Source organism: Comamonas sp. C24C, assembly GCF_053345995.1.
In genome coordinates this window covers 1-18,040 of record NZ_JBKFBC010000014.1, presented here as the reverse complement: position 1 = coordinate 18,040, position 18,040 = coordinate 1, and the positions used below count along the sequence as shown (strand labels likewise).

General features: G+C 60.3%; 13 protein-coding genes and 3 tRNA genes. All 16 read right to left on the bottom strand.

The genetic code is table 11. The features are described 5' to 3' along the window. Nucleotides 1-5: 5 nt before the first annotated feature. Nucleotides 6-81, bottom strand: a tRNA-Phe gene (locus ACLBXN_RS21545). A 177-nt stretch (nt 82-258) separates the two neighbouring features. Further along, nucleotides 259-334 (bottom strand) — tRNA-Phe (locus ACLBXN_RS21540). Between the two features lie 83 nt (nt 335-417). Continuing rightward, entirely contained in the window at nt 418-1,083 is a 666-nt protein-coding gene (locus tag ACLBXN_RS21535) for a response regulator (RefSeq protein ID WP_043006666.1), read from the bottom strand. Nucleotides 1,084-1,122: 39 nt separating this feature from the next. Further along, entirely contained in the window at nt 1,123-3,444 is a 2,322-nt protein-coding gene (locus ACLBXN_RS21530; protein ID WP_407714890.1) for a sensor histidine kinase, read from the bottom strand. Then, nucleotides 3,444-4,013, bottom strand: a complete 570-nt coding sequence (locus ACLBXN_RS21525; RefSeq protein WP_447613591.1) for a DUF4390 domain-containing protein — start codon at nt 4,011-4,013, stop codon at nt 3,444-3,446. The genes ACLBXN_RS21530 and ACLBXN_RS21525 overlap by 1 nt, the downstream gene beginning before the upstream one ends. 43 nt (nt 4,014-4,056) lie before the next feature. After that, nucleotides 4,057-5,442 carry a 16S rRNA (cytosine(967)-C(5))-methyltransferase RsmB gene (rsmB, locus tag ACLBXN_RS21520; protein WP_447613509.1) on the bottom strand — a complete coding sequence of 462 codons (1,386 nt, stop codon included), beginning with the start codon at nt 5,440-5,442 and terminating at the stop codon, nt 4,057-4,059. 207 nt (nt 5,443-5,649) lie between these two features. Beyond that, nucleotides 5,650-9,873, bottom strand: coding sequence for a DNA-directed RNA polymerase subunit beta' (gene rpoC / locus ACLBXN_RS21515; RefSeq protein ID WP_003065685.1), 4,224 nt, complete (start codon nt 9,871-9,873; stop codon nt 5,650-5,652). A gap of 121 nt (nt 9,874-9,994) precedes the next feature. Further along, nucleotides 9,995-14,107 (bottom strand): DNA-directed RNA polymerase subunit beta, encoded by a 4,113-nt coding sequence (gene rpoB / locus ACLBXN_RS21510; RefSeq protein ID WP_003059330.1) that lies wholly within the window; start codon nt 14,105-14,107, stop codon nt 9,995-9,997. Nucleotides 14,108-14,381: 274 nt separating this feature from the next. Continuing rightward, the gene (rplL, locus tag ACLBXN_RS21505) at nt 14,382-14,759 is read right to left on the bottom strand and encodes a 50S ribosomal protein L7/L12 (RefSeq protein ID WP_043006658.1); all 378 of its coding nucleotides are present in this window, start codon (nt 14,757-14,759) and stop codon (nt 14,382-14,384) included. Nucleotides 14,760-14,795: 36 nt separating this feature from the next. Then, nucleotides 14,796-15,320 (bottom strand): 50S ribosomal protein L10, encoded by a 525-nt coding sequence (gene rplJ, locus ACLBXN_RS21500; RefSeq protein ID WP_043006656.1) that lies wholly within the window; start codon nt 15,318-15,320, stop codon nt 14,796-14,798. Between the two features lie 227 nt (nt 15,321-15,547). Next, complete coding sequence (rplA, locus tag ACLBXN_RS21495) at nt 15,548-16,243, bottom strand: 50S ribosomal protein L1 (RefSeq protein ID WP_043006654.1); 696 nt, start codon at nt 16,241-16,243, stop codon at nt 15,548-15,550. Next, a complete protein-coding gene (gene rplK, locus ACLBXN_RS21490) occupies nt 16,244-16,675 on the bottom strand; it encodes a 50S ribosomal protein L11 (protein WP_003059339.1) in 432 nt (143 codons plus the stop codon). Between the two features lie 125 nt (nt 16,676-16,800). Beyond that, nucleotides 16,801-17,388, bottom strand: a complete 588-nt coding sequence (gene nusG, locus ACLBXN_RS21485) for a transcription termination/antitermination protein NusG (protein ID WP_003059340.1) — start codon at nt 17,386-17,388, stop codon at nt 16,801-16,803. Next, nucleotides 17,388-17,771 carry a preprotein translocase subunit SecE gene (gene secE / locus ACLBXN_RS21480; RefSeq protein ID WP_003059341.1) on the bottom strand — a complete coding sequence of 128 codons (384 nt, stop codon included), beginning with the start codon at nt 17,769-17,771 and terminating at the stop codon, nt 17,388-17,390. The genes nusG and secE overlap by 1 nt, the downstream gene beginning before the upstream one ends. A gap of 87 nt (nt 17,772-17,858) precedes the next feature. Next, nucleotides 17,859-17,934, bottom strand: a tRNA-Trp gene (locus tag ACLBXN_RS21475). 10 nt (nt 17,935-17,944) lie between these two features. After that, a partial coding sequence (locus ACLBXN_RS21470) for an EF-Tu C-terminal domain-related protein (RefSeq protein WP_447613590.1) occupies nt 17,945-18,040 on the bottom strand: 96 nt, incomplete at its 5' end.

Below are 18,040 nucleotides of genomic sequence, written 5' to 3'. Positions count from 1 at the left end.
ATATTTGGTGGCCTGGGACGGAATCGAACCGCCGACACAAGGATTTTCAATCCTCTGCTCTACCGACTGAGCTACCGGGCCTTTGCTGTCCAGCAACTTGAATGTGCTGAAGCAGCGATTATAGGCATATTTTTCCGCATCCCGCCCCGCCTGGGCATTCCAGATCGCAGCACTCGCCGGTCTGCAAATGCCTCCGGACACGGATCAGATCCAGATGCAGAAAAGCCCTGAATCATTGCTGATCCAGGGCTTTGAATCTGGTGGCCTGGGACGGAATCGAACCGCCGACACAAGGATTTTCAATCCTCTGCTCTACCGACTGAGCTACCGGGCCCTTATCAACACTCTTGAGTGCCGAAGCCACGATTATAGGCACACTTTTCGACCCCAAATCGAAAACTGCGATTTTTTTGAAAATTATCCGCGGCGATTGCGTCCGAGGTCCACACCCAGTTGGCGCAGCTTTCGGTACAGATGGGTGCGCTCCAGGCCGGTCTTCTCGGCCACACGCGTCATGGAGCCGCCTTCGCGGGCCAGGTGGAATTCGAAATAGGCTTTTTCAAAGCCGTCTCGCGCCTCGCGCAGGGGGCGGTCGAGATCGAAGCCCTGGTGCGAATTGGGCAGATTGTCTTCCGCCGCCTGCGCCGTGATGCTGACCACGGCCGATGGCGCCGTGCCGCTGCTGGCATGCGATGCGGTTTCAGAGCCCTGGCTGGCCGTGCTGCGCGCCAGCCCCTGCTCCACTGCCTTGAGCAGCTTCTGCATGGTGATGGGCTTTTCGAGGAAGGACAGCGCGCCGATGCGCGTTGCCTCGACGGCCGTCTCGATGGTCGCATGACCGCTCATCATGATGACGGGCATGGTGAGCTGGCCGGCCGTGGCCCATTCCTTGAGCAAGGTGACGCCGTCGGTGTCCGGCATCCAGATGTCCAGCAGCACCAGATCGTAGTTGTTGGTAGCCCTGGATACGCGTGCCTGCGTGGCGTTCTCTGCCACGTCCACACTATGACCTTCGTCGTTGAGGATTTCCGACAACAAATCCCGGATCCCCAGTTCGTCGTCGACCACTAGTATGTTTGCCATGTGTCTAAAGCCTGTTGCTATGCCTTGTGCTGAACGGGATCAAGCCGTCCCAGCACGGTCGTTAGGTACAAATGATAGCGACACTCGCGCGCCTTGAACTACCCCGTCTTCCTCTCGATTACCCAGGTCCACTCTTGCGCCATGCTCGTCGGCTATTTTTTTGACCACCGCAAGGCCCAGGCCGGTGCCGCGGGACTTGGTGGTCACATAGGGCTCGAAAGCTCTTTGCAGAATATTGGGAGCAAAACCTGTGCCACTGTCGCTGATGCTCAGGCGCACACGCTGGGCCGTGTCCATCCAGCGGGTTTCGATGGTGACGGAGCCCGGAGTCTGCCCTGTTTCCTGCGCTCTTTGCGCCGTGGAATCTTGCGCATTTTGCAAAAGATTGTGGATGACCTGGCGCAATTGCTGGCTATCGCCCTGGATGGGCGGGCAGGCTTCGTCCAGGGATGCCTCCACGCGCACCGTCGCATTCTCCTCGCCATAGAGCTGCAGCACCTCGGCGACCAGAGCATTCAGATCCAGCGGCTGCAGATTGGCCGCCGGCAAGCGTGCGTACTCGCGGAACTCATCGACCAGGCGTTTCATCGCAGCCACCTGATCGACAATGGTCTTCACCGACTTGGCTAGCAGCGCCTGCTCGGTAGGCTGCAGCTTGTCGGTCAGCTTCATGGCCAGACGCTCGGCAGACAGCTGAATCGGCGTCAGCGGATTCTTGATTTCATGCGCAACGCGGCGTGCCACCTCGCCCCAGGCCTGTGCACGCTGCGCCGAGACGATCTCCGAAATATCATCGAACACCAGCAGGCGCTGGTCGTCGGGCAGCTCCGCACCACGCATGACCAGACTGGTGGTGTTGTGCACCACATCGCCGTTGCCGTTGCCGGCGTCCAGCTCATAGACCTGCTGCCAGCGGTCCCGCCCCTGCTGGGCCGAAGCATCGCCCAGGAAGATCTCGAACTGCTCCTGCACCACACGGGCAAAGTCCTGCAGGCCCGAAACATCGCGCAGTCGCTTGCCCTGAAACACCGCCATGGGCGCACGCAGAATGCGTGTCGCGCCGGGGTTGCTGAGCACGATGCGACCGGCACGATCGAGCACGATGACGCCCGATGTGAGGTTGTCCAGAATGGTCTGCAGATTGCTGCGTGCTGCATCGAGCTGCAGCAGATTGCGGTTGGCATCGGAGCGCGCATCGGCCAGTTGCTGGGTCATGACGGCAAAGGAGCGCGTCAGCCCGCCGATCTCGTCCTTGCTCTGCAGCGCGGGCTTGGGGCGCAGATCGCCACGCGCCACATCACGCATGCCCTGGGCCAGCAGCAGCAGCGGCTTGGCCAGTTGGTTGCCCAGCACCACGGCCAGCACCACGGCGCCAAACACGGCCAGAAACAGCGCCAGCGTCAATGTGCCGATATACATGCGCTGCAGCCCGCCACGAGCAAGCGCTCGCTCCTGGTACTCGCGATTGGCCTCCTGCACGGCCAGGGCATTGATGACCAGGGCCTGAGGCAAGGGAATCGTGGCCTGCAGATAACGCGCTTCTTCGAGCAGATTCACGGCCGAGCTGGGTACCAGCGCCAGCGTGCGCACCTTGGCATTGGCGGCGGCCTGCTCGGCAGGCACATCGCCGGCGTCATCCAGACCTTCGATGCTGGACACGGCGCGCTGGCCACCCTGCTCCTTCAGGCTGCGCAGCAGTTGGGTGTTGGGCCGCTCGGGTGCGAGGCTGAACAGAGACTGGCCGGCGCTGGCGATAGCCTTGCCCGAGGCATTCCAGAGCACCACATCGGTGGCGCCGATCTGATCGCGGATGCGCTCCAGCATCAGCGCGGCCCCGGCATCCGAGGTCTGAGACAGCTGCAGGCCTGCGGTGCGCGTGTTGTTGGCCATGTCATTGGCCACCGTATCCAGCGTGGCGCTGGCCAGGCTCACACCGGCGGACAGCGCCCCTTCGACCTTGACGTCGAACCAGCTCTCGATGGAGCGTGAGACGAACTGGTAGGACACCACATAGATCAGCAAGCCCGGCAGCAAGCCCACCAGGGTGAAGATGCCTGCCAGCTTGAGCAGCAGCTTGCTGCCGAAACGCCCGCGCCTGAGCCTCAGCGCCAGGCGCACCCCGCCCCAGAACAGTACCAGCAGCAGCAATCCGGCCACCACCACATTCGCGGCAAACAGCCAGTTGTAGTTGCGCTCGTAGGCCAGCCGGTTGTTGGTGGCCAAGGTCAGCAGGAACAGCAGCAGCACCCCCACCACCACCATCAGCACCACGCCCGTGCCGACGGCCCAGCGCGTGGCGCGCGACCAGCGTGCTGCAGAGGTGCCGCCAGCTTCACCGTCCGGGAGCTTGATGTCTGCCATCAGGGAGCGGCCTCCAGGGTCTGCGTGCGCGTCATCTGCAGATTCCAGCCCGAGCGCCCCAGCGCACCGATCTGCAAAGGCCTGGGCAGGGACGACAGATCTACGCGAAAGCGCAGCTGCACCGACACGCCCGAAGTGGAGCCGAGCTGGGCGGGCTCCAGAATCTTCCAGCGGTAGATGCGCTGAATGGCGGCAATGGCATCCTCGAGCTGCTCATAGGTCTGGCCCAGCGCCAGCCCGGTGCCGCTGCCGCCGGTGAAGGCGGAGTTGGAGATATGCAGGCGCCAGCGCTTGGTGAGCGGCTGGTGCGTGATGCGGTAGTAACGGGTGGCAATACCCAATTGCTGATCGGACCAGTACCAGCGCTCGCGCTGCACCTGGGCTTCGGCAATGAAATACATGGGAATGCCCTGGCGCAGGGCGTCTTCCACCTGACCGGGCAGCTCGAACTGCAGATTGGCCGAGAGAAACACGCCTTCCTCGGTGCGCGTGAGCTGCATGGAGCTGATGTCCGGCGACACGGTATCGGCTCGGGCCAGCACGAATACCAGGGATAGCGCCAGCACCAGCGAAGCTGCACGGGCCACACGCCGCAAGGCCCCCGCTACAGCGTTAGCGCAATTTTTCCAGCAGAGCGTAAAAAAAGCCGTCGTGGTCACCCAGGGGATTGTCGGACACGGAATCGTGTTTGGCTGCTTTGCCGGGAATTAAATGGCCTGCAGCAGGCAAGCTGGCCGCCGTAGTGTTGCGTGCAAGAAACGCTTGCATCTGGGCATCGCCCTCGGCCTTGAAGACCGAGCAGGTGCAATAGACCATGCGCCCGCCGGGCTGTAGCAGCGGCCACAAGGTGTCCAGCAGCCTGGACTGTATGTCTGCCAGCTGGGCCACATCGCTTTCACGGCGCAGCCAGCGCACATCTGGCTGGCGACGCACAATGCCCGATGCCGTGCAGGGCGCATCGAGCAAGATCGCGTCGAAGGGTTGACCACCACATTGCGATTCGAACCAGTCCTTTGGCGCGGACGCATCGGCCACCAGCACCTTGGCCTTCAAACCAAGGCGCGACAGGGTTTCATCGATGCGGCGTGCCCGCTCGGGGTCGATCTCCAGAGCCGTGACTTCGATGCTGCCGGGCGCGGCACGTTCGAGCAGATGGGCGGTCTTGCCACCGGGCGCGGCACAGGCATCCAGCACGCGCAGCGGGCGCCCCTGGGGCTGGGACAAGCCGGCCAGCAGCAGCGGGGCAGCGGCCTGCGCGGCAGCATCCTGCACCGAGGCCCAGCCCTCTTCAAAATGCGGCAGCTCCTGCACGGGCACGGCCTGCTCCAGCTGAAGCCCGCACTCGGCGACGGCCGTCGCCTTCAGGTTCATCGCCTGCAGCGCATCCTGATACTGGGCTGCAGTGCTTTTCTGTGCATTCACGCGCAGCGTCATGGGCGGCAGGGCATTGTTGGCCGTCAGAATGGCCTGCCAATCCTGGGGATGGTCTTTCTTGAGCCGGGCAATCCACCAGGCGGGGTGATTCCAGACGGCCACGGGATCGTTGTCGGTGGCGCTCACCAGCGCATCGCGTTCGCGCAGAAAGCGGCGCAGGCAGGCGTTGATGAAGCCGGACTGCGCGCGTGCCGCGCCATTCTTGGCGGCTTCCACGGCCTGGTTGACCAGGGTGAAGGGCGGGTAAGGGGCTTGCGCCTCATCCCAGGCCAGAGCCAGCGCCGTGCTCAGCAAGGCGCTGACCTTGGGCGCGGGAGCCCGCGACACCAGCTGCCTTTGCAGCGCCTGGGCACGCCCCAGATTGCGCAGCACCTGGAACAGCAAGGCCTGCACTCCCGGACGCAAGCGCTGCGGCACCTGTGCCAGCACAGCCTTGCTGGACTGGCCACCCAGGATGCCGTGCAAGGCCTTGGCCACTGCATCCAGCTGTTGCCACAGGGCAGGAGCGTTGGGCACAGCAGCGCCAGCCGCGGCGTTCTTGGGTTGGGAAGGCTTGGAAGTCATGAAGAGCAGACCTGAAAAACTTGGAAAACTGAGGCAGACAGGAAGGCGCAGCGGGCATGTTCATCGAAAAAGCGCCATGCCTGATCCGAACTTGCGCAAATCGTGTCTTGATCAATGAAATACGCTCCCGTCTGCACAAGGCAGAGCGGGAGCGCGGTGCATCAGCAGCGAACCGCAGCCGTTGCCGGCCGCGGCTCAATGCCATGCTTAGTCGGCAGAGGCGTCGCCAGCAGGTGCTTCGACGTCATCAGCCAGCACACCGGCCAGCTCGGCTTCTTCGGCTTCGGCGATGGCACGACGCTCGGCATCGTCCATCTCGTCCTTGGCCTTGCGAGCCTGGTGATAGGCCAGACCGGTACCGGCGGGGATCAGGCGACCCACGATCACGTTTTCCTTCAGGCCACGCAGTTCGTCGCGCTTGCCCATGATGGCAGCTTCGGTCAGAACACGGGTGGTTTCCTGGAAGGAAGCCGCAGAGATGAACGAGTCGGTCGACAGCGAAGCCTTGGTGATACCCAGCAGCACGTTGGAGTACGTGGCAGGCAGCTTGCCTTCCTTCTGCATCTGTTCGTTGGTGTTGAGCACCTCGGAACGCTCGACCTGTTCACCCTGGATGTAGGTGGTATCGCCAGAGTTCTCGATGATCACGCGACGCAGCATCTGACGCACGATCACTTCGATGTGCTTGTCGTTGATCTTCACACCCTGCAGGCGGTAAACGTCCTGCACCTCGTCCACGATGTAGCGCGACAGCTCTTCGATACCCAGCAGACGCAGGATGTCTTGAGGATCGGCAGGACCGTCAACGATGGACTCGCCCTTGTTCACCACCTGGCCTTCGTGGACCAGAATGTTGCGCTCCTTGGGCACCAGTTCTTCCCAGACCTTGCCTTCCAGATCGGTGATCTGCAGGCGGATCTTGCCCTTGGTTTCCTTGCCGAAGGACACAGTACCGGTCATCTCGGCCAGAGTGCCCTTGTCCTTGGGCGTACGGGCTTCGAACAGTTCGGCCACACGGGGCAGACCGCCGGTAATGTCGCGGGTCTTCTGACCTTCCACAGGGATACGGGCCAGCACTTCGCCGGGGCCCACGTCCTGGCCGTCGCGCACCTGAATCAGGGCGCCGACCTGGAAGCCGATCGTCACGGCGTGGTCGGTACCAGGGATCTTGACTTCCTGGTTGTTGGCGTCGATCAGCTTGACCTGGGGACGCACCACCTTGGCGGAGCCACGACGCTTGGGATCGATCACCACCAGAGTGGACAGACCGGTCACTTCGTCGACCTGCTTGGCCACCGTCAGACCTTCTTCCACATTCTCGAAACGCACTTGACCGGCGTATTCGGTAATGATGGGTCGGGTCAGCGGGTCCCAGTTCGCCAGGATCTTGCCGGCCTTGATGGCTTCATCGGGCTTGATGGTCAGCACGGCGCCATAAGGCACCTTGTGACGCTCGCGCTCGCGGCCGTTTTCGCTGATCACGATCTCGCCGGAACGCGAAATCACCACCAGCTCGCCCTTGGTGTTGGACACATAGCGCATCGTGCTGTTGAAGCCGATGACACCATTGGACTTGGCTTCCACGCTCGAGGCGATGGCAGCGCGCGAAGCGGCACCACCGATGTGGAAGGTACGCATGGTCAGCTGCGTGCCGGGTTCACCGATGGACTGGGCAGCGATCACACCCACGGCTTCGCCGAGGTTGATCAGGCCGCCACGACCCAGGTCGCGACCGTAGCAGGTGGCGCACAGGCCGAAACGGGTTTCGCAGGTCAGAGCCGTACGCACCTTGATTTCGTCCACGCCCTGAGCTTCCAGCTCTTCGATGGTGTCTTCGTTGAGCAGGGTACCGGCAGGCACCAGCACGGCACGGGTTTCGGGGTGCAGCACTTCTTCGGCGGTCGAACGGCCCAGCACGCGATCGCGCAGGGATTCGATCACTTCACCGCCTTCGACGATGGCGCGCATCAGATAGCCGTTGGAGGTACCGCAATCCTGTTCGTTCACGACCAGATCCTGCGTCACGTCCACCAGACGACGAGTCAGGTAACCGGAGTTAGCCGTCTTCAGCGCCGTGTCGGCCAGACCCTTACGAGCACCGTGGGTCGAGATGAAGTACTGCAGCACGTTGAGGCCTTCGCGGAAGTTCGCGGTGATAGGCGTCTCAATAATCGAGCCGTCAGGCTTGGCCATCAGACCACGCATACCGGCCAGCTGACGAATCTGCGCTGCGGAGCCGCGGGCGCCGGAGTCAGCCATCATGTAAATCGCGTTGAACGATTCCTGATCGACTTCGTTGCCGTGACGGTCGGTGGTCTTCTGGACCTTGAGCTGGTCCATCATCACCTTGGACACGTCGTCGCCGGCCTTGCCCCAGATGTCCACCACCTTGTTGTAGCGCTCGCCGGAGGTCACCAGACCTGAGACGTACTGCTGCTCGATCTCCTTCACTTCGGACTCTGCGCGGGCCAGGATGTCGGCCTTTTGCGGAGGCACCAGCATGTCGTCGATGGAGATCGAGATACCAGCGTGCGTGGACAGACGGAAACCGTTTTGCAGCAGCTTGTCGGCAAACACGACCGTGGCCTTCAGACCGCACTTGCGGAAGGAGGCGTTGATCAGCTTGGAGATTTCCTTCTTCTTCAGCGCCTTGTTCATGTTGCTGAAAGCCAGGCCCTTGGGCAGGATTTCAGACAGCAGGGCACGGCCCACGGTGGTTTCCACGAGCGAGGTCACGGGCTCGAATTCGCCGGTTTCCTTGTTCTTGTTCCACTCGGTCAGGCGCACGCTGATCTTGGCGTGCAGTTCGGTCTCACCGGCATCCAGAGCGCGTTGCAGCTCCATCAGGTCGGCAAACACCATGCCTTCGCCCTTGCCGTTGATCTTTTCACGCGTGGCGTGATACAGACCCAGCACCACGTCCTGGGAAGGAACGATGGAGGGTTCGCCCGAAGCGGGGAACAGCACGTTGTTCGAGGCCAGCATCAGCACGCGGGCTTCCATCTGCGCTTCCACAGACAGGGGCACGTGAACAGCCATCTGGTCACCGTCGAAGTCGGCGTTGAAGGCCGCGCAGACCAGCGGGTGCAGTTGCAGGGCCTTGCCTTCGATCAGGATGGGCTCGAAAGCCTGGATACCCAGACGGTGCAGCGTAGGCGCACGGTTGAGCATGATGGGGTGTTCCTTGATGACTTCTTCAAGGATGTCCCACACCACGGGCGTACCGGCTTCCACTTCCTTCTTGGCCGCCTTGATGGTCGTGGCGATGCCGCGCTGCTCGAGCTGCGCGAAGATGAAGGGCTTGAACAGCTCCAGCGCCATCAGCTTGGGCAGACCGCACTGATGCAGCTTGAGGTAAGGACCCACGGTAATCACGGAACGACCGGAGTAGTCCACGCGCTTGCCCAGCAAGTTCTGACGGAAACGACCGCTCTTGCCCTTGATCATGTCGGCCAGAGACTTCAGGGCACGCTTGTTTGCGCCCGTCATGGCCTTGCCGCGACGGCCGTTGTCCAGCAGCGAGTCCACTGCTTCCTGCAGCATGCGCTTTTCGTTGCGCGCGATGATTTCAGGAGCCTTGAGCTCGAGCAGACGACGCAGACGCGAGTTGCGGTTGATGACGCGGCGGTACAGGTCGTTCAGGTCGGAAGTGGCGAAACGGCCACCGTCCAGAGGCACCAGAGGACGCAGATCGGGAGGCAGCACGGGCAGCACTTCCATCACCATCCACTCGGGCTTGATGCCGGACTTCTTGAACGCTTCCAGCAGCTTCAGGCGCTTGGCGTTCTTCTTGACCTTGACTTCGGAGCCGGTCAGATCGTTGCGCAGGCGCTCGATCTCGACGTCGATGTCGATGCCTTCGAGCAGGTCCTTGATGCCTTCAGCGCCCATCTTGGCGGTGAACTCATCGTAGCCGTACTCGAGTTGCTTGGCGTCGTAGTCGTCCTCGGTCATGATGCTGAACTTCTTCAGCGGAGTCATGCCGGGGTCGGTCACCACATAGGCTTCGAAGTACAGCACGCGCTCGATGTCGCGCAGCGTCATGTCCAGCACCAGGCCCAGGCGCGAAGGCAGGGACTTCAGGAACCAGATGTGGGCGCAGGGCGCGGCCAGGTCGATGTGACCCATGCGTTCGCGACGCACCTTGGTCTGTGTGACTTCAACGCCGCACTTCTCGCAGATCACACCGCGGTGCTTGAGGCGCTTGTACTTGCCGCACAGGCATTCGTAGTCCTTGATCGGGCCAAAGATCTTGGCGCAGAACAGACCATCACGCTCGGGCTTGAAAGTACGGTAGTTGATCGTTTCAGGCTTCTTCACTTCACCGAAAGACCAGGAACGGATCTTCTCGGGCGAGGCCAGGCCGATCTTGATGGCATCGAAATGCTCATCAGGCGTAAATTGCTTGAACAGGTCGAGTAGCGATTTCATGTAACTCTTTCCTTTTCGTCAAAAATCATTGCAGCCACCGCTGGATTTGCCTTGGTTTCAGCAACGAACCAAGCGCAAATCCTTTGTTTTAAAGCGGTTGCAGCTCTCTGTTTAATAGGGCTTAAGAACGTTCGAGCTCGATGTCCAAGCCCAGAGAGCGGATTTCCTTGACCAGCACGTTGAACGATTCGGGCATGCCCGCTTCGATCGAGTGCTCGCCCTTGACGATGGACTCGTACACCTTGGTACGACCGACCACGTCGTCGGACTTCACGGTCAGCATTTCCTGCAGCACGTAGGCGGCGCCGTAAGCTTCCAGCGCCCACACTTCCATTTCACCGAAACGCTGACCACCGAACTGGGCCTTACCGCCCAGAGGCTGTTGCGTCACCAGCGAGTAAGGACCGGTGGAGCGGGCATGCATCTTGTCGTCGACCAAGTGGTGCAGCTTCAGGTAGTGCATATAGCCCACGGTGGTCGGACGCTCGAAGCGCTCGCCGGTGCGGCCGTCATACAGATAAGCCTGAGTGCGTGTCTCGGTCAGACCCTTGGCGGCAGCGATGTCGTCAGGGTAGGCCAGCTTCAGCATGTCCTTGATTTCGGCTTCGGAAGCACCGTCGAACACCGGCGTTGCGAATGGCACGCCCGTGGTCAGTTCCTTGGCCATGGACATGACTTCGCCATCGTCCAACTGAGACAGCTCTTCCTTGCGACCGCTGCGGTTGTAGATCTCTTCCAGGAAGGCGCGCACTTCAGCAGCACGGGCTTCCTTTTGCAGCATGTCGCCGATGCGCTGGCCCAGACCCTTGCCGGCCCAGCCCAAGTGCACTTCCAGCACCTGACCGATGTTCATACGCGAAGGCACGCCCAGCGGGTTCAGCACGATGTCGGCAGTGGAGCCATCAGCCAGGAAAGGCATGTCTTCCACAGGAGTGATCTTGGAGACCACACCCTTGTTACCGTGACGGCCGGCCATCTTGTCACCAGGCTGCAGACGACGCTTGACGGCCAGGTAGACCTTGACCATCTTCAGCACGCCGGCAGGCAGTTCGTCGCCCTGGGTGAGCTTCTTGCGCTTTTCTTCGAACGCCAGGTCGAAGGTGTGACGCTGCTGCTCGATGGAGTTCTTGATGGACTCCAGCTGAGCGGCCACATCGTCTTCGGCAGGACGAATGTCGAACCAGTGGAACTTCTCCACGCCGTCCAGATAGGCCTTGTCGATCTTGGCGCCCTTGGACAGTTTCTGAGGACCACCGTTGGCCACGCGGCCGGTCAGCAGCTTCTCGATACGGTCGAAAGCGTCGGCTTCCACAATGCGCAGCTGGTCGTTCAGGTCCAGGCGGAAGCGCTTGAGTTCATCGTCGATGATCTGCTGGGCGCGCTTGTCGCGCTGGATGCCTTCACGCGTGAACACCTGCACGTCGATCACGGTGCCTTGCGAGCCCTGATCCACACGCAGAGAAGTGTCCTTCACGTCGGAAGCCTTCTCGCCGAAGATGGCGCGCAGCAGCTTCTCTTCAGGCGTCAGCGTGGTCTCGCCCTTGGGGGTGACCTTGCCCACCAGCACGTCGCCGGGTTGCACTTCGGCGCCCACGTAGATGATGCCGGACTCGTCCAGGCGGTTCAGTTGCTGCTCGGACAGATTGGGGATGTCGCGTGTGATTTCTTCGGCACCCAGCTTGGTGTCGCGAGCCATCACCACCAGCTCTTCGATGTGGATCGAGGTGTAGCGATCGTCAGCCACGATGCGCTCGTTGATCATCACCGAGTCTTCGTAGTTGTAGCCGTTCCAGGGCATGAACGCGATCAGCATGTTCTGGCCGATGGCGATTTCGCCGAGGTCGGTCGAAGCGCCGTCCGCCAGCACATCACCCTTGGCCAGCTTGTCGCCACGGCTGACGATGGGGCGCTGGTGGATGTTGGTGTTCTGGTTGGAACGCTGATACTTGATCAGGTTGTAGATGTCCACGCCGACTTCACCGGCCACGGCTTCGTCGTCGTTCACACGGATCACGATGCGGGTCGCGTCGACATAGTCCACGATACCGCCGCGCTTGGCGGTGACCACGGTGCCGGAGTCCACGGCGGCAACGCGCTCGATGCCGGTACCGACCATGGGCTTTTCAGGACGCAGCACAGGCACGGCCTGACGCGACATGTTGGCGCCCATCAAGGCACGGTTCGCGTCGTCGTGTTCCAGGAAGGGAATCAGCGAAGCAGCCACGGACACGATCTGCGCAGGCGACACGTCCATGTATTGCACGCGCTCGGCCGACACCAGGGTCGATTCACCGGCTTCACGGGCCGACACCAGCTCGCCCACCAGATTGCCTGCGGCATCCAGATCGGCGTTGGCCTGGGCGATCACGTACTTGCCTTCTTCGATGGCCGACAGGTAGTCGATGTCCATCGTCACCTTGCCGTCCACCACGCGACGGTACGGTGTTTCGATGAAACCGTACTCGTTCAGGCGGGCGTACAGAGCCAGCGAGTTGATCAGACCGATGTTGGGACCTTCAGGCGTTTCGATAGGGCAGACGCGACCGTAGTGGGTCACGTGCACGTCACGCACTTCAAAGCCGGCACGTTCGCGGGTCAGACCGCCCGGGCCCAGGGCGGAAACACGACGCTTGTGCGTGATTTCTGCCAGAGGGTTGGTCTGGTCCATGAACTGCGACAGCTGCGAGGCACCGAAGAACTCCTTCAGGGCCGCAGAGATGGGCTTGGAGTTGATCAGGTCGTGAGGCATCAGAGGCTCTTGCTCGGCCTGACCCAGACGTTCCTTCACAGCCTTTTCGATACGAGCCAGACCGGTGCGGTACTGGTTTTCGGCCAGTTCGCCCACGCAACGCACACGGCGGTTGCCCAGGTGGTCGATATCGTCGACTTCGCCACGGCCATTGCGCAGGTCCACCAGAATCTTGACCACAGCCAGGATGTCTTCGTTGGACAGCACCATGGGACCGGTCGCGCCTTCGCGGCCGATCTTGGCGTTGAACTTCATACGGCCCACGCGCGACAGATCATAGGTGTCGGCGTTGTAGAACAGGCGCTGGAACAGGGCCTGCACGGCGTCCTCGGTAGGAGGCTCGCCAGGGCGCATCATGCGGTAGATGGCAACGCGGGCAGCGAACTCGTCCACGGTTTCATCGGTGCGCAGGGTCTGCGAGATGTAGGCGCCTTGGTCCAGTTCATTGGTGTAGATGCACTGAACGTCCTGCACACCGGCGCTGCGCAGCTTCTTGAGCAGGGCTTCGGTCAGTTCTTCGTTGGCCTTGGCGATGATTTCACCGGTGTCGGGATCAACGATGTTCTTGGCCAGCACACGACCCAGCAGGAAGTCTTCAGGCACGCTGACGAACTTGGTGCCGGACTGCTCCAGCTCGCGGGTGTGGCGAGCGGTGATGCGCTTGTCCTTGGCGACCACGACCTTGCCGGACTTGTCGGTGATGTCGAAACGCGCGACTTCGCCCTTCAGGCGATCGGCCACGAATTCCATCTGGGCACCGCTGTCCATCAGGCGGAAGTTGTCGTTCACGAAGAACGTCGCCAGGATGGTCTCGGGCGTCATGCCGATGGCCTTCAGCAGGATCGACACAGGCATCTTGCGGCGACGGTCGACGCGGAAGTACAGCAGATCCTTGGGGTCGAACTCGAAGTCCAGCCACGAGCCGCGGTAAGGAATGATACGAGCCGAGAAGAGCAGCTTGCCCGAGCTATGGGTCTTGCCCTTGTCGTGTTCGAAGAACACGCCAGGCGAACGGTGCAGCTGAGACACGATCACGCGCTCGGTACCGTTGATGATGAACGAACCCTTGTCGGTCATCAGGGGCACTTCGCCCATGTAGACCTCTTGTTCCTTCACTTCCTTGACCACCTTGGACTGAGCCGTGGAGGACTCGCGGTCATAGATGATCAGTTGAACCTTGGCGCGGACAGCGGAGGCGAAGGTCAGACCACGGGTCTGGCATTCACGCACGTCGAAAGCGGGCTTGGCGAGGTTGTACTCGACAAACTTCATCTCCACAAAACCATTGTGGGAGACGATGGGGAAGGCGGAATTGAAGGCCGCTTGCAGGCCATCAATGGTACGTTTTTTGGGGGCTACATCTGCCTGCAGGAATGCTGTATAGGCATCTTTTTGCATCTGCAGCAGATAAGGCACTTCGAGCACGCTATCGCGGCTCCCGAAGCTTTTGCGGATTCGCTTGCGTTCGGTATAAGAATAGGCCATGAGATCTCCGGGCAAAGACATGAGTCCTGGGTCTGCGACGACTGCCCCACAGGGTTCTCCTGCGGGCTTGGCGGTTGGCCACTACCAACCATGGCTGACGGCGATGCGTTGCACATCGCCCGAACCAAGGCATCTTCTGCTGTCGGATTGTCAGAAGACACTAAAAAGCAGACTCCCTAGGAAACCTGCTTTCTGGTGTGTTCTTTCAGCGCGTTCCACAAGCGCCAAAGGCTGGAGACCCTTTTACGAGTCTCCAGCCCTTGATTTCACTGAATTACTTCAGTTCAGCCTTAGCACCGGCTTCCACCAGCTTCTTCACAGCGGCTTCAGCGTCAGCCTTGGGAGCGGCTTCCTTCACAGTCTTGGGAGCGCCGTCGACCAGATCCTTGGCTTCCTTCAGACCCAGGCCAGTGATTTCGCGCACAGCCTTAATCACGGACACCTTGTTGGCGCCAGCTTCAGTCAGAACGACGTCGAAGTCGGTCTTTTCTTCAGCAGCAGCAGCGCCGCCAGCAGCGCCGCCAGCAGCGGGAGCAGCCATAGCAGCGGCGGACACGCCAAACTTCTCTTCAATAGCCTTGACCAGGTCGTTCAGTTCCAGAACAGTCATGCTGTCCAGGGCGGTCAGGAATGCGTCTTTATCGAATGCCATTTTGATTTCCTAAAATTGGTTGGTTTTGCCGAGCACTCAGGCTGCGGCTGGTTCGGCTGCCGCTTCGGCAGAGCCTTCGCCCTTCTTGGCCGCCAGAGCGCCCAGCACAACGGCTGTACGCGAGATAGGCGACATGAGCAAGCCGCACAGTTGTGCGAGCAGTACTTCCTTAGAGGGGATGTTTGCCAGTTGCTTAACGCCGTCGACGTCCAGGGCCTTACCTGCAAACGCACCACCGCGAATCACCAACTTGTCGTTGGTCTTCGCGAAGTCGGCCACCACCTTGGCGGCAGCCACTGCGTCTTCAGAGAAGCCATAGATCAGGGGACCAGTCATCTGGTCAGCCACCACGTCAAACGCGCTACCGGCAACAGCACGGCGGGCCAGGGTGTTCTTCAACACGCTCAGGCTCACACCCTTGCTGCGAGCATCGGCACGCAGTTTGGTCATGTCGGCGACCGTGATGCCACGGTATTCCGCGATCACAAGCGTTTGAGCTTTAGCGGCGAGGCTGGTCACTTCGGAAATGACCGCTTCTTTCTCACTGCGATTCAGACTCAAGGTCTACTCCTTCAAATGTATATACAAGGCAAGCCCTGCATACACGCTCTTGTTGCAGCGACCAACTGTTTAGGAAAAATTTCCATCTGCAGCGGGATCGCCATCTGCGTTGGCCTTCGTGATTAAGTGATCAAATCACACCAACGGTCTTGGATGACCTGCAGGAGCAACAACTCCCGCAGCCCACCACACCAGATGAGCCAGGCTCATCTGACGATTTCTAGCAATTACGCCGAGATGGATTGTGTATCGACGCGAACGCCCACACCCATGGTCGACGACACCGCCACCTTGCGCAGGTACTGCCCCTTGCTGGAAGCAGGCTTGGCCTTGTTCAGCGCATCGATCAGAGCAGCCAGGTTACCCTGCAGCTTGTCGGCGTCGAACGAGCGGCGACCGATCGTGCCGTGCACGATACCGGCCTTGTCCACGCGGAACTGCACTTGACCAGCCTTGGCGTTCTTCACGGCCGTAGCGACGTCAGGAGTCACGGTGCCAACCTTGGGGTTAGGCATCAGGCCGCGGGGGCCCAGGATCTGACCCAGCTGACCCACAACGCGCATAGCGTCGGGAGCAGCGATCACCACGTCGAAGGGCATGTCACCGGCCTTGACTTGAGCAGCCAGGTCGTCCATACCGACCACGTCAGCGCCGGCGGCCTTGGCTTCTTCAGCCTTGGCGCCTTGTGCGAACACAGCCACGCGAGCAGTCTTGCCGGTACCGTGAGGCAGAACCACGGCGCCACGCACCACTTGGTCCGACTTCTTGGCATCCACGCCCAGTTGCACGGCCACGTCGATGGATTCATCGAACTTGGCAGTTGCAGCTTCCTTCACCAGCGCCACGGCGTCAGCGAAAGAGTACAGCTTGTTGGAATCAACCTTGCCCTGGAGAGCTTTTTGCTTCTTGGTCAACTTGGCCATTTACACACCCTCCACGATCACGCCCATCGAACGGGCAGAACCAGCCAGCGTACGCACAGCAGCGTCAACGTCAGCGGCGTTCATGTCCTTCAGCTTGGTCTTGGCGATTTCTTCCAGCTGAGCACGTGTGATCTTGCCGACCTTGTTCTTCAGAGGATTGGAAGAACCCTTGTCCAGCTTCACAGCCTTCTTGATCAGAACGGTTGCGGGAGGAGTCTTGATGACGAACGTGAAGCTCTTGTCAGCAAAAGCCGTGATCACCACGGGCAGAGGCAGGCCGGGCTCGACACCTTGGGTCTGGGCGTTGAACGCCTTGCAGAATTCCATGATGTTGAGGCCGCGCTGACCCAGCGCAGGACCGATGGGAGGAGAAGGATTGGCCTTACCAGCTGGCACTTGCAGCTTGATGAAGCCGACGATTTTTTTCGCCATGTTGAGCTCCTTACGGGTATAGCGCCACTTGCAATGCGTACAAGCAGCTCCCCGAGGTTGCTGACTCTACAAAAAAGCTTCGCATCGAGTCAAAAAATGCGAAGCCCTTGATTCTATTGCGAATCTCAAGTTTTCTCAACTTGAGAGAATTCCAATTCCACAGGAGTTGCGCGGCCAAAGATGGTGACCGACACACGCAGACGGTTCTTTTCGTAGTTGACTTCCTCGACGGAGCCGTTGAAGTCTGCGAAAGGACCTTCCTTGACACGGACCATTTCGCCAACCATGAACTCGACCTTGTGGCGAGGCTTCTCGGTGCCTTCCTGCATCTGGTCGACGATCTTGCGAACTTCTTCCTCGGAGATGGGAGCAGGACGATTCTTGGCGCCACCAACGAAACCGGTCACCTTGCTGGTGTGCTTCACCAGGTGCCATGTATCGTCATCCATCACCATTTCGACGAACACATAACCGGGGAACAGACGGCGCTCTGTCGTGCGACGGGTGCCGTTGCGCATTTCCACAACTTCTTCAGAAGGCACCAGGATGCGGCCAAACTTGGACTGCATGTCCGAGCGCGCAATACGCTCGGCAATATTGCGCTCGACAGCCTTCTCCATACCCGAATAGGCATGGACGATATACCAGCGCAGATCGGGGTTGGCGGGTCCCGCCGTTCCACCATTCACATCTGTTTCGACTGCATCAGCCATTACTTCCTCCAGCCCAAAATCAAGTCGTACAAGACCCATTCAAGCGTCTTATCGGTGAACCACAAGAACAAGGCCATCACCACCACGAAGGCAAAGACATACAGAGTCATCTGCATGGTTTCCTTGCGTGTGGGCCAGACCACCTTCTTCACCTCACGCCAAGCATCACGGGCAAAGCCAATGAAGCGCTTACCCGGCTCAGAGATCAGAAACACGCCAGCAGCCAGAGCCAGGCCGACAATCAACGTCGCCCACTGCACCAGTGCGCCTTGCTTGCTCAACAGATAAAAGCCAGCAATAGAAGCAACAACTAAAGCCGCAACAGCGGCTATTTTTGCTTTGTCAGCTGCAGAGCTGACTGTTTCAACCTGAGTAGTGGCCATATTTTGTTTCAAATGCACAAAAATGTGCAATTTCAAGACACAAAAGCCCGCCAAAGGCGGGCTCTTGTTGATTCCACCATTAAGAGGTGGCAGGGGCAGTAGGAATCGAACCTACAACCTTCGGTTTTGGAGACCGACGCTCTGCCAATTGAGCTATACCCCTACAAAATCAATTATGCAATGATCGTGGCAACCACACCGGCACCCACAGTACGACCACCTTCGCGGATAGCGAAACGCAGACCTTCTTCCATGGCGATGGGGGCGAT